At 72.4% G+C, this 13,053-nt stretch carries 8 protein-coding genes; 5 read left to right on the forward strand and 3 right to left on the reverse strand.

Going from position 1 to position 13,053, the window contains the following annotated elements; all coding sequences use genetic code 11:
- Positions 1–144: 144 nt before the first annotated feature.
- A complete protein-coding gene (locus AC068Z_RS35025) occupies positions 145–4,188 on the reverse strand; it encodes a trypsin-like peptidase domain-containing protein (RefSeq protein ID WP_478565114.1) in 4,044 nt (1,347 codons plus the stop codon).
- A gap of 5 nt (positions 4,189–4,193) precedes the next feature.
- Entirely contained in the window at positions 4,194–4,505 is a 312-nt protein-coding gene (locus tag AC068Z_RS35030; protein WP_478565117.1) for a trypco2 family protein, read from the reverse strand.
- A gap of 158 nt (positions 4,506–4,663) precedes the next feature.
- Here AC068Z_RS35030 and AC068Z_RS35035 point away from each other — a divergent pair, with 158 nt between their 5' ends.
- Positions 4,664–5,581, forward strand: a complete 918-nt coding sequence (locus AC068Z_RS35035) for an aminoglycoside phosphotransferase family protein (RefSeq protein ID WP_478565120.1) — start codon at positions 4,664–4,666, stop codon at positions 5,579–5,581.
- A gap of 10 nt (positions 5,582–5,591) precedes the next feature.
- Here the strand turns inward: AC068Z_RS35035 and AC068Z_RS35040 are convergent, their stop codons facing one another.
- Positions 5,592–6,368 (reverse strand): maleylpyruvate isomerase family mycothiol-dependent enzyme, encoded by a 777-nt coding sequence (locus AC068Z_RS35040; RefSeq protein ID WP_478565123.1) that lies wholly within the window; start codon positions 6,366–6,368, stop codon positions 5,592–5,594.
- 225 nt (positions 6,369–6,593) lie between these two features.
- On the opposite strand from AC068Z_RS35040, the gene AC068Z_RS35045 reads away from it, so the two are divergent.
- The 4 genes from AC068Z_RS35045 to AC068Z_RS35060 all read left to right on the forward strand — a co-directional run bounded on the left by AC068Z_RS35045 (position 6,594) and on the right by AC068Z_RS35060 (position 12,977).
- Positions 6,594–7,475, forward strand: coding sequence for a hypothetical protein (locus AC068Z_RS35045; protein WP_478565126.1), 882 nt, complete (start codon positions 6,594–6,596; stop codon positions 7,473–7,475).
- Positions 7,472–9,679 carry a bifunctional serine/threonine-protein kinase/ABC transporter substrate-binding protein gene (locus AC068Z_RS35050; protein ID WP_478565129.1) on the forward strand — a complete coding sequence of 736 codons (2,208 nt, stop codon included), beginning with the start codon at positions 7,472–7,474 and terminating at the stop codon, positions 9,677–9,679. Before AC068Z_RS35045 ends, AC068Z_RS35050 begins: the two co-directional genes overlap by 4 nt.
- A gap of 164 nt (positions 9,680–9,843) precedes the next feature.
- Positions 9,844–11,997, forward strand: a complete 2,154-nt coding sequence (locus tag AC068Z_RS35055) for a bifunctional serine/threonine-protein kinase/ABC transporter substrate-binding protein (RefSeq protein ID WP_478565132.1) — start codon at positions 9,844–9,846, stop codon at positions 11,995–11,997.
- 50 nt (positions 11,998–12,047) lie between these two features.
- Positions 12,048–12,977 (forward strand): hypothetical protein, encoded by a 930-nt coding sequence (locus AC068Z_RS35060; protein WP_478565135.1) that lies wholly within the window; start codon positions 12,048–12,050, stop codon positions 12,975–12,977.
- Positions 12,978–13,053 lie beyond the last annotated feature (76 nt).

The raw sequence follows: 13,053 nt of genomic DNA on the forward strand, positions 1-13,053 counted from the left end.
CGAAGGCGAATGCGCGTGAGGCGGACCTGCCGTCGGCCCAGGCGGCGAAGCCGGCGTCGTGGCAGGTTCCGTCGGGATGCTGCCGATGGGTTCGGTGTGATCGGGCCTTCGTGGCCAACTCGCCGGAACAGCCGATTCGCGCGCTCAGTTGTTCCCGAGGGCTCGAAGCGGCCTCTGTTCGGCGGGTGGCCGGAGCACTCCCAGCTGGGCTGCGATCTCTTCCAGGCACGCCGGTTCCAAGGCGGTCAGGGGTGCTATGACGGCCTCGGCGAAGCCACCAGCCAGGGAGCGCTTGACCAGATCGACGGAGGGCGGCGTCGTCACGGCCGAGGCGAGGGCCAGGCAGTGGGGGTCGTACTCCTGGAGGTCTTCGATGAGGGGCAGGGTTTCGGTCTGCAGGCCCGCGGCGGCCATCGCCTCGACCATGCTCGTGAGGGCAGCCTCGGCCAGTACCTGACTCAGTCGCCGGGCTTCGGCGTGGTAGCGATTCCACAGGCGCAGGCGCACGACTGTTTCCAGCGGCACGGAGTTCGTCCCGTAGTGGGTGCCCGTGACCAGCGCGGCATGCCGCAGCGTTCCCATGAGGCGAGCGAAGTCATCGGTGAGGTCGGTGGCCTGGCAGGCCACGGCGAGCCAGGGGTGGGCCCAGAGTCCGTCGGCCGGCGCTCCGTCCGTGTCCGCGGTCGCGGCGAGGTCAGCCGTGATGTCTCGGCACACATCCTGCTGGCCGGCGTCGCACATCTCGACGATCATCGCGGCCGTCAGCTCCCGTCGGCGGGCGCGTTCCTGCGGGGAACCCGCAGACACGGTGAGGGCCGACTCGCGGATCAGGGAGATCGCCGCGGGGATGTCGTCCGACAGCAGGTAGGCGCGCAGTTGGTGGGTGGGTCCGGGGAGGTCGGTCCCGGGCAGTCCGAGGGCCGGGGCGGCGGCGCGCCCGGTGCGGAGGCACAGGGAGAAGAGCTCGCCAGCGATCCGGGTCCGCCAGCCGGTCACGCGAGGGTCCGTCGACTTTGCGATGCCCTCTGTGACCTGGGAGATGAGCAGGTCGAGGTCGGCCGCGTGGCGATCGCTGTGCGCTTCGATGCTCTTGGCGGTGCTCAAAAGGATGTCGATGCGGTCGAGCTCCTCAGCCTCGAACACCGCCGCGATCCCCAGAGCGAGGTCGAGGCGTCCGAGCCGGACCGCTGCGCCGGCCACAGCCTCGGCATCCCACTTGGCGCTCGCGTCGTCGTCGTTCCGCAGTACCGCCTCGACGGCCAGGTCCAGGGCCGTCGTCGCCAGGTCAGGCCGGCCTGAGGTGTCGGCGGCCCGGGCAAAGGCCGCGAGGACGGTGGGCCAGGGAGCACTCCTGGTCTCGTCGATGGCCGCCTCCACCGCGCGTACCACGGACGGAGTGTCCTGAGAAGTATCGGAGTCGAGCAGCGCCAGGGCCATCTCCGTGAGCCGGTCGGCACGGACGTCGGGGTCGGCGATGTCCTGGGCCAGGGAGAGTGCCAGCGACAGATGACCGTTGGCCCGGGCGGACTTCGCGGCGTCGGCGAGCAGTTCGTCGGAGGCGCCGGGCTGTCGGGGATCGACGCCGTGGGCGGCCAGGGCGGTGTAGGTGAGCTCGGTCAGATCGAGACCGGGGGAGTCCGAGGCGGGCAGGGCGAGCAGGCGGCGGGCCCGGTCCTCGTCCTGGTAGGCGGCCGATTCCACGAGTTCGGAGTCGGGGAACTCCTCGTTCAGGGCGGTGAGGAGTGCCTCGGGTACGCTGCGACGACCGCCCTTGGCGAAGTGCTCGCCGCAGGCGGTGAGAAGGGCTTGTCTCCTTCCGGCCCGGTCCAGTTCGGCGATGTGCTCGAGGAGGCGGTCCAGCGCGCCGAGAGCGACGAACGCGGGCGCGAGGAGGCCGCAGAAGTCGGGGCGGTCCTCGGTATCGGCGTGTGCGACGGCCTCTTCGATGAGGGACCGGGTCAGCGTGGGATCGATCTCGGCCAGTGCCTCGGCGGCACCGGCGAGGGACCAGCCGAGTTCGTCGCCGCTCTCCATGACAGCCCGGCGAGCGATGTCGGCGGCGCCTGGTTCGTCGTGCCGGGCCAGCGCGAGGGCTGCGCGGACCGTGTGTTCCATCTGTTCCAGGGGCAGCCTGCCCGGTACGGCCATGGCTTCGTCGATGAGGTTCCGTGCCTCGACGGGCTGAATGCCCAACAGGTGCTCGCCGACCGCCAGCAGAGCGTCGGCCCGCAGGTAGCTGTTTTGCAGGGTTCGGGCGAGCTGGACGCCCTCTTCGGTTCGGCCGAGGCGTACCAGCAGGAGTGGATACGTGGCGGGCAGGGTGAAGTTGTCGTCCTCGACGCGCCTGCGGAGCAGCGAGATCCGGGTCAGCAGGGTGAGGTCGCAGTCGGGTGCCGTCTCGAGGAGGCCTGCCGCGTTGGAGAGTTCGGACAGCGCGGCCAGTTCTCCCTCGGTCCGGCAGCGCAGCAGGGCGCGGCGTGCTGGGGAGGCCAGGGCGGCCAGGGTCCGGCCGGCACCTTCGGTGAGCAGCAGGGTCGGATACGCCTCGGTCAAGTACTCCGGTGTGTCATCGGGCCAGTCGGCCGCGGCGAAGCCGAGGGCCCAGCCGTCGATGGCCGTGCGGGCCTGCGTGTACTCCTCGGGTTCCAGGTCCTCCTGGACGGCGACGGCCAGCGTGTCATGGGCGAGGGTGTACCGGGTCGGCGTACCGGGGCGCGGCTCCACGACTCGGGAAAGCCCCCGCTCCAGGGTCCTGCGGATCACCAGCGCGGAGCCGTCGACGATCGAGGCGATGTCCCTGCTGCTGAGCGCGCCGCCGGCGACCGTCAGAGCACTCAGAACGGCACGGGGGACCGGCTCGGTGAGGACGTGATCCAGCTCCTGGCGGGCGCGCAGGAGCATGCTCGTGGCAGCGGGGAACGGTGTCAGTACTTGGCGTCGGCAGGTACGCAGCGGGTGGCTGCCGTCCACGTCGAGCGGCACGTCGGCATGGCGGCTCGTCACCAGGACGTGTGCCGCCGGACCGAGAGCGGTCGGAAGCTGCGCGGCGATGCTGGGCTCGGCCAGCTCTCGGTGGTCGTTCTCGTCCAGCCCGTCGACGACCAGCAGCAGGGACCGTCCGGGGATCCGTGTCGTGCGTGCCCAGAGGTTGAGGAAGGCTGCGGCGTCCGGTTCGGCGGGCGGGAACTCGCCCAGCAGGGCGGCGAGTTGGTCGCACACGGCCCGGTGGAACTGTTGGACTCGCATCTGCCCGTCGCGCCGGGAGATGACGAAGGACACCACGTCCAGACCTGGATGGGGCTGCGTGGCGAAATGGGTGACCAGCGAGGTCTTTCCGGCCCAGGGACCGGCGGTGACCATGAGGTAGGGCTCCGGGCCGGTCGCGAAGGCCAGGAGATCGTCGAGTTCTCGGTCGCGGCCGGTCAGTACGGCGCAGCGGGCGGCGTACTGTCGCAACATCGCCTCGTAGGCCGGGCGGCGCCGCTCCCGCCCGCGCAGGGGCTCCGGCACGACGCCGTGCGAAGCCAGCAGCTCGCGTGCGGCGGTGGCACTGGCCTCAGGCTCGCGCTCGGCGTCCGCGCGCGGCTCGTACGCGCCGATCACGGCAGCAAGGCGTACGGCCTCCAGGGCGCCCGAGTGGGCCGACTCCACGACGACGCCGACAGCGGCCCCCTCGCAGACGACGCCCGCACCCGAGAAGCCGCTCCAGTCGCCCGCTGCCAGGCGGCGGCCGTCCGCCCGGTGCAGCAGCAGGCGGCCCCGCTTCACACTCGACCCGAGCGGGATCACACCGTCGATCTGGTCGCTGTCGCGCCATGTCGCCTTGGATGTGTCGGTCCAGCTCTGATGGCGTGGAAAGCCGATCGCGGTGAAGGGAAGCCGTCCGCCCGCCGCGTCCGGTACGACTCCGATGGCCATCGGAGCGATCGCGTCCAGGGGGCCGTCCGGAATGAGTTCGACGAGCGCGACGTCCAGCCGGGCACCTCGCCACACCGTGCGGCCGGTGACGACGAGCTCGTCGGGGGCGCCGCCGGACAGCCGTATCCTGACCGACCCGCCACCCTCGACCACGTGCCCGGCCGTCACCACCAGGGATGTCGCCAGCCGCAGCCCTGAGGCATACCCGGTGCCTCCGTCCTGCTCGACCAGGATCTCGGCGCACCGCGCGGCGAGCGCGTCCTCCACCACGGGCGTCAGTGCGGGAGTTCGGGCAGCCGGTCGCCGACCGACAGGGGCCGGCCGGCGTCGTCAGTGGGCGTGAGGGTCATCCGCACACGCTGGGTCCGGCCGCCGCTGTGCTTGCCGTCGGCGCCCGCGTCGACCACCCACAGTTTCAGCCCGCCGCGCGCGCTCGCCTCTCGCGTCATCGTCAGCTCGAACTCCAACTCCACAGTTCCCACGCCGAACTTGACACCTCGGCCAGCCCCTTCGTGCTGTGCCGACTCCAACTGTTCGCGCAGTACGCGGATGTAGTCGGAGAGGGGCACGCCCTCGGGTTCGCTCATCAGATGCTGCCTCCCCGTATGTCGATGCCGACGAGTCTGCCAGGCGGCTCCCTCGTTCGTAGGTCGACCGTCGCATGAGGCTCGTGCGCTGAGCCGAAGGTGAGGCCGGCCGAGGCCTGCACCATGGAGGCGTGGTCGTGGAACTACCGTTGCTCCCCATGACAGTCACCGAGATCGACATCACCGAGGGCCTGATCCGGGACCTACTGCGCACGCAGCAGCCCGACTTGGCGGACCGCCACCTCGAACTCGGCGCGCTCGGCTGGGACAACCAGGTGTGGCGGCTCGGCGACGACCTCGCCGTACGGATGCCCTGGGCGACGCGTTCCGCGGACGCGTTGCTGCGCAAAGAGCACACCTATCTGCCCGCCCTCGCCCCGCACCTGCCGCTGCCGATCCCCGTCCCGCAGCGCCTCGGTGAGCCGTCCGCACGGTTCCCACGGCCCTGGCTCGTCACCACCTGGGTGCCGGGGGAGCCCGCCGACCGTGCGCCCGCGACAGACGCCGCCGAGGCGGCCGTAACCCTGGCCGCCTTCCTGACCGCTCTCCACCGGCCCGCTCCCGAAGGGGCTCCCACCGGCCGCGACCGCGGCGGTCCGCTGGCCGACACCGCCGAGCCGTTCACGCGCGGGCTCGCCTTTGCCGTACAGCGGGGGCTCGTGGACAACCCGGAGGCCGTGCGCGCGGTGTGGGAAGACGCGGCCGCCGCACCCGAGTGGGCAGGTCCGCCGCTGTGGCTCCACGGGGACCTGCACCCGGCCAACGTCCTCACCGCGAACGGCACCTTCTGCGGCGTGATCGACTTCGGCGACCTCTTCGCCGGGGACCCCGCCTGCGACCTCGCCGCCGCCTGGATCCTGCTCCCCGACGGCGCCACCGACGACTTCCACCGGGCCTACCGACCGAACCCGGACGCCGCGACCCTGCGCCGCGCACGGGGGTGGGCGGTGCTGCGCGCCCTCGCAGGCATCCACATCGGAGACGCCGGCGTCCACGGCCGCCCCGGAGGCAAGACCACCTGGGGCCCACCCGCCCACGCGTCCCTGCGCCGGCTCACCGAATCGCTCGACCAGTGATCCAGCGGTCCTAGTCCTCCGGCTCCCAGGCCTCCAGCTGGTCGAAGATGCCTCGGTCGCCGTGGAGTTGGAGGGAGTCGAACGGTATCCGGCTGTACAGCATGAGGACGAGTTCACCGGCCGTGCCCCGGGCGGAGGCGTCGGCCGCGGGCGGGGCCTCGCCGAACGCGGGCAGCAGCGTGCTCCGTGCGCCGTCGGCGGAGAGCGACAGCCGCCAGGAGCGGCCCTCGGTGGCGTGGAAGTCGAGCTCAGCGGGCTTGTGCGGCCAGGCACTTGTGGTGGCGCAGCAGGTGGTCAGGAACTCGTCGACCCCGTCGAGCGCTGCTTCTTCCGGCAGCGGCTGAGGAGTTCCTACGGCGGCCTGGGCGTCGTACGTGTGCACGGTGACCTCCTGGACCTGGTGCCGGGCGACGGCACCGGAGGTCTGCGGCGACTGCGAGGCCCCCCACCACGTCCAGCAACCGGCATCGGGCCCCGTCTCGCGCAGTGCGCTCAGCAGCAGTCGCGTCGACTCGGCGGACCAGGCCAGCAGGGCCTCGCGCTCCCGGGGCGCGTCCGGGACGTCCGCGGCGGTCGCGGCCGGGCCGTCGGCCGGCCCCGCGGCGACGTTGGCCGCCCAGCGGCGGTGCACTCCGCCCAGATGCTGCACCAAGTCGAACAGCGTCCACTCGGGGCAGGTCGGCACCGGCAGGTCGAGGCCGGGCGCGGAGGCCACGGTGGCCCGGAACGCGACCGACCCTTCGTCGATGAGCCGGAGCAGAACGGGGAACTCAAGTGTTGTTGCCACGCGGGATGTTTATCACCACGCTCGTAGAACCGCCGCTGAATTTGTTGCCGGTTTCCGAGTGGCCGAGTGTGCGGCTCGCACGACATCTTCGCGACCGGATGGTGTCCATGTGCCAAGTCCGTTGCAGACACTTCGAGTTGGTGTTCGGATGAGGCTCGGTGCGCCAAGCTGCTTCCCATACGGGCCGTCAGGTGGCGGACCCGCATCCATACGGTGGGGGCTGCGATGACCGAGTGGAGACCGGCAGCGGCGGCGGTGGCCGGAGCGCTGCTGCTGGCCGGGTGCACCAGCGGGCCGGAGTCGGAAGCCGAGGAGCGGACGACCACCGCTCCGACGGAGAGCACGGGCGGCACGGACCGTCCCAGTGCCTCGGCGAGTGCCGCGGCGGAGGACGAGCCGTACACCATGGCCGAGGAGTTGGCGCCGCGGACGCGGTCCGAGGCGGTCGCGTTCGTACGCGGACTGGCCGTGCGGCCGGACGACTTCGGTCCCGGATTCCGCAAGGCGCAGCCGTTCGAGAGCGATCCGGCCGAGTGGGCCGTCCTCGACGAGAGCTGCGTATGGCAGCGGCAGCCGCTGCCTGCCACGGTGCTGGCCAGCCTCACCCGCAGATTCGTGCTCCCGGCGAGCGGTGCCAAGGGGGCCGTGCAGGTCTCCCTCACGGTCACCGTCCACCGGGACACCACGGCGGCGCGCCGGGACATGGCCGTGTCCCTGGAAGAGGCCATGCGCTGCCCGGATCAGCGGTTGAACGCCACGGAACGAGTGCGGGGCCTGTACTCGCGAGCGGATCCGTTCTCCGAGAGGCGCAACGCGATCACCGATGACGACCTCGTGGAGAGCGGCCAGTACCTCGTGGACGGCACGAAGGGCGTACTGCCCTTCGACTGGTTCAAGTACCGGCTCGGTCCGGTGACGATCGCGGCGACCGACCGCATCGGAGCGGGATACGACGAGGACGAGCTCAGCAAGATGGCCTCCCAGGTGGCGCAGGGCGTGGGCCTGACTGCCGCCGAGATCGACGGCATCGGCGGTAACCGGGCCCAGGAAGACAGCGACGGCAAGGACAGTGCCGAAGGCGACGAGGATGCGGAGAATCTGCGATGAGTGAGCCGCTGAGGCCCGCCGATCCGTCCCGCATCGCCGGCTTCCGGCTGCTGCGGCGGCTCGGCGCGGGTGGCATGGGCGTGGTCTACCTGGGACGTTCCGACGACGGCGCCCTCGCGGCCGTCAAGGTGATCCGCGGCGAGAGCGGCGACGACCCGGACTTCCGGGCCCGGTTCGCCCGCGAGGCCGAGCTGGCGCGGCGGGTGACGAACCGCTGGGTCGTGCCGGTGCTCGACGCGGACGCGGAGGCGGCCGAGCCCTGGCTGGCGACCGCGTTCGTGCCGGGGCCGTCGCTCGTCGAGGCCGTCGTCGAGCACGGCCCCCTGCCCTCCTCGACCGCCCGCTCGCTCGGCCGGCTGCTGGCCGACGCCCTCGCGGACCTGCACGCGGCCGGCCTGGTCCACCGGGACGTCAAGCCCGCGAACGTGCTCCTGGCCCTGGACGGCCCCCGGCTGATCGACTTCGGGGTGGCGCGGGCCGAGGACGACACGGCGCTGACGGCTTCCGGCATGGTCGTCGGCAGCCCTGGCTTCCTCTCCCCGGAACAGGCCCGCGGCGAACCGGCCACCGGCGCGAGCGATGTCTTCTCCCTCGGCGGCGTCCTGGCCTACGCCATGACCGGACGCCCGCCCTTCGGCACCGGCGCGCCGGAAGCCCTGCTGTACCGCACGGTCCACGACGAACCCTCCCTCGACGGCATCCCGGAGGACTCCCGGGCCCTGGTGTCGCGCTGCCTGTCCAAGGACCCGGCGGACCGGCCCACGGCCGCGGACCTGCGGAGCGCACTGACCGTGCCCGACGCGGACGGCACACTCGAACTGCCCGACCCGGTCACCCGTATGATCGCCGCCCGGTCCGCCGAGGGGCTCGCACTGCCCGACATCGAGCCGACCTCGGTGGACGCGTCCGCCACGGCGCCGACCGCCACCGCGGGCGAACCGCAGGACGATGCCGACCGGCGCCCGAGCCGGCGCCGCCTGCTGCTGGCCGGTGGTGCGCTGCTGCTCGCCGCAGGGGGAGCGGGCGCCGCGGCATTGCTCGCCACCCGCGACGACGAGGACAAGGATCCCGGCCCCGCCCGGCCCGTCTACGTCCTGGGCGTGCACGTCACCGAGGCCGTCCCCCTCGTCAGCCGTGCCAGCGAACGCGCCGCGCGGCTCGCCGTCGCCCAGCACAACGCGACTCCCCAGCGCGCGTACGACCTGACGGTGCGGGTGCTGCGGGACGAGGGCGACGCGCCCAGCGCCCAGAACGTCGCGGGCCGGTTCACCGCGGACCGGGACGTCGTCGCCGTCCTCGGCCCCATCACCGAACTCCCGATGCGGGCGGCGGCGAAGGTCTACGGCCAGGCCGGGTTGACCCATGTCTCGAGCACCACCGGCCAGCAGGACTACTTTCTGACCTCCCCCAAGTCGACCTTCCAGACCGGCATGTCGCACAGCGCGCTCGGCGGCTGGATCGCGCTGCACGCCCAGATCACCAACCGGCTGGGACGCATCGGAGTGGTCCTGGACCGCTCCGGCGGCACCACCATCCAGGACCAGGCCGCCCTCCTGGTCCGCCAATGGCGGGACACCCTCGGCGGTCAGGTCGTCCCCCGGGTGGTGGCCGAGGAGACCGACGACGGCCCGGAGGCGGTGCGCGCGCTGCTCGCCGACGGGGTGACCGCCTTCGCCTACCTCGGCCCGCTGGACGCGACGGTCGCCGCGGCGAAGCAACTGGCCACGGCCGGGTTCGACGGACCGCGCTGGATGGCACACCTGCTCTACGGCACGGACTTCCCGCGCCGCGCGGGAGCCGCGGGCGAAGGCTGGTACGTGGTCAACTCCGCCGTCGACGCGGCGGCACTCACCGGCAAGGAGGCACGGGAGTTCACCGCCGCCTGGCGCTCCCGCTACGGAGCCGATCCGGAACCGTACGCCGCGGAGGCGTACGACTCCGTGCGCATGGTGCTCGGCGAGTTCGCGCGCACGGTGCCCGCACGGGCCGGCGCCCGGCCGGTCCGCGCCGATCTGGGCAAGCGGATGGCCGCGGCCCGGTACCAGGGCATCGGCCGGACGTACGCCTTCGGCAACTACCACCAGTTCAACGCCGAAGGGGAGGAATGGATGAGCAACACCTACGCGCACGAGGTGCGTGACGGGCGCTTCCGCCAGCTGGGATCGCTCGCGGACCTGAGAACCGATGAGGACGCCCAGGGCTGATGCACCGTCGCCGGGCACGGCCCCGGCGACGCAGCGCGCGGCATCGACGTCGAGGGCGGGCCGCCCCCGACGTGCGCGGGGTCACGCGATGGGGACCGCCAGGGCAGCGAGGCGGAGATGCAGTGAGGTGGAGATGCAGTGAGGCGGGATAAGGAGGGTGTGCCATGGACCGGCTGTTGCCGTCCGACCCGTCCGTGATCGGCGAGTACCGGCTGGCGGCGCGGCTCGGCGCGGGCGGGATGGGCGTGGTCTACCTCGCCCGCTCCCCGAACGGCACCTGGTGCGCCCTGAAGTCGATCCGCTCCGAGCACGCCGACGACCCCGGCTTTCGCGCCCGCTTTCGGCGCGAGACGGAACTGGCGGCACGGCTGACGGGCCGCTGGACCGTGCCCGTCCTCGCGGCCGACCCCGAGGCCCGCTCTCCCTGGCTGGCCACCGCCTACGTGCCGGGTCCCTCCCTCGCCGAGGCCATCGCCCGACACGGTCCCTGGCCCGCGCCCCACGTGAGGTGCCTCGGCGCTGCGCTGGCCGAGGCACTCGACGCGGTCCATGGCAGCGGGCTCGTCCATCGGGACGTGAAGCCCGCCAACATCCTCCTCACCGCGGACGGCCCCCGACTGATCGACTTCGGCATCGCCCGCGCGGTCGGCGTCACCGCGCTCACCACCGACGGGTCGGTCGTCGGGTCTCCCGGCTATCTCTCACCCGAGCAAGCGCGTGGCCGGACGGTGGGGCCGCCGAGCGATGTCTTCTCGCTGGGCTGTGTCCTCGCCCACGCGGCCACCGGCCGTCCCGTCTTCGGCACGGGCGGCGCGGCCGCCGTGCTGTACCGGACCGTGCACGAGGAACCCGCCCTGGACGGGCTGCCCGACCCGCTCGCCGACGTCGTACGAGGATGTCTGTCCAAGGAGCCGGAGCAGCGCCCCACGGTCGGTGAACTGCGGGACCTTTTCGGCCCGTTCGACGCGCGGACCTGGCTGCCGGAGGGGCTGCCCGCGCTGGTGGCCTCCCGCGCGGCGCGGGTGCTGGAGCTGCCGGTGCCACAGGGCACGGTCGTCGACGGTCCCGCGATCGCGGATGCGGCGGACGCCGTGACGGTCACCGCCGGGCCGATGACGGCACCGCACACGTCCCGGCGCCGCGTGCTGGCCGTCGGGGGCGCGGTCCTGGGCGTCGGTCTCGCAGGCGGCGGCAGCTGGTGGCGTTGGGGCCGCTCCGACTCGCCCGGCACGACCGGCGCGGGAGCATTGCCGCGCCGGGTGATCGGTCTCCTCGGCGACCGGTCCGACCCTGCCTGGCTCGCTCATGAACGCGGAGCCCGGCTCGCGGTGAGCGAGCACAACGCGGCCTCGAAACGCGCCTTCGATCTCGTGCTGCGTACCGCCGACGGGGGTGGCACCGCCAAGGGCACAGCGGCAGCGGCTGCTGCCCTCGCCGCCGACCCGGCCGTCTCTCTCCTGATCAGCAGCGGCACCAACGCCACCGTCCCAGCCGCGGTGCAGGCCTGCGTCCAGGCAGATGTGGCCCACCTCGTCACCCGGGCCGACACGAGCGCTCTCGACAACGTCAACCTCACCACCACCCTGTTGATGCGCCCGACGAGGACGGCCGGACCACCGGCGATCCTGCGCTACCTGAACCGGGTGGTGAAACCCGGGCGAACCGCGGTCATCCACGATCTGACCGCCGAGGCCGAGACCCTCCCGACGATTCGCAGCGTCAGCTCGTACGGGAAGCTCGACGGCGACGTCACGCCCGAGGAGGTCGCGGCGCACAGCGGCTTCGGGGTCGTGGCCCGGCGGATCGCCGACCGTCGCGACGACGCGGTCCTGTTCGTGGGCACGGATCCCGACCGGGCCGCGTCCTGCGCTCAGGCGTTGCGGGAGGCGGGGTACCGCGGCCCGTGCCTGGCGGACGAGCATGTGCTCGGCGCCCGTTTCCTCGCCCAGGCGGAGGGTTGGCTGATCGGCACCGGCTACACGGACGCCGTCGCGGACCCCCGTATGAAAGCGTTCACCGCGGCCCACCGCGCCCGCTACCGCACGGCCCCCGCGCCCTGGGCGGCCGAGGCCTACGACGCGGTCCGCTTCGCCGTCCACGGCCTGACCGCGGCCGGCGAGGACGCCCGCACCGCCCTCCGCGCCGAACTGCTGCGCCACCCCTGGCAGGGCCTCACCCGCAAGGTGAGCTTCGACGCGGACAACGAGTTCTTCGTGGCTCGCGAGGACGCGGGCGCCTTCCTCTACCGGGTGACGGACCACACCGTCCGCTTCGTGTCCCGGGCGGACGACATCGCCGGCGGCCGGGACTCCGGGTAGGAGCGGGCACGAACGCGTGTGGACTCACTGGCCCCGATATCCTCTCGGCCGTGATCGACAAGGGGACAGCGGCCAGGAGTGAGGGCGCGCCGACGAACGCGCGTCTGCGGGATGTGCTCAGCCGTGCCGGCCACGTCGTCATCGTCGACGCGCCGCCCGACGAGGCCGAGATCGCCGACCGGGCGCGGACCGTGGTGACCGGCGACGACATCGCGGACCTGGCCCGGCTGCTGGCCATCGTGGACGGCGGCAACGGTGACCGGTGCCGGTGCAGAGGCTGGCCCACGATCAGGGTGCACGCCGTGAACGGCCGGCTCATCGCCTGCTGGACTCTGCACCACCAGTCCGGTCTCCGCGGGCTGGGTGATCACGACGCCGATCTGCGCGATGGTCCGGCACTCACCGAGTGGCTGGCGAAGCGAGGACTGACCGGATCGCGGGAGGTTCAGGCGGAGTCGGCCGTGCGGGCTGCCGAGGCTGAGCAGCGCCGGAGGCGTTGGGTCCAGGCCGCACCCGCGGGGCTCACCGACGTGGCCGCAGTGGTGGCCGCACCGCCGGATCACGACTATGAAGGCTGGTCACGCCGGCTCAGGGAGTCCGAGGACAGGCTCGCGGCTCTCCTACGACGCAACCACCCCGACGGGATCGAGCGGGTCCGCGCCTTGCTGGCCTGGGCCGGGATCGCTTCCAGGGAGTCCGAGGGCGGCCAGATGTGGTACGACGCGGTGGTCCAGCGCCGGCTCCTCGCCGAGGACGCTGCCCTCATCCTGACCGCGTCTTCCAAGCAGCCCTTGAACCCGGCGCAACTCGACGGGGCGGCCGAGCTCTTCGTATCCATCGAATGGACGCGCTCACACGGACGGCAACTGCCCGAGCCACTGAGGTCGAGGTTGCTCGGACACATTCAGGCGCACGGCACCGAAGCCATGAAGTACCGGATGGGTCACGGCTATTACGGCGCCGCCGAGCGCTCGGACTGAGGGCACCAGGCGGAAGGCGGCTCGATTTTCGTGACCGGGATCCACGCAAATGTGACCCTCGGAAATCTGGGCGTCG

This window comes from Streptomyces sp. NPDC043726, assembly GCF_056436565.1.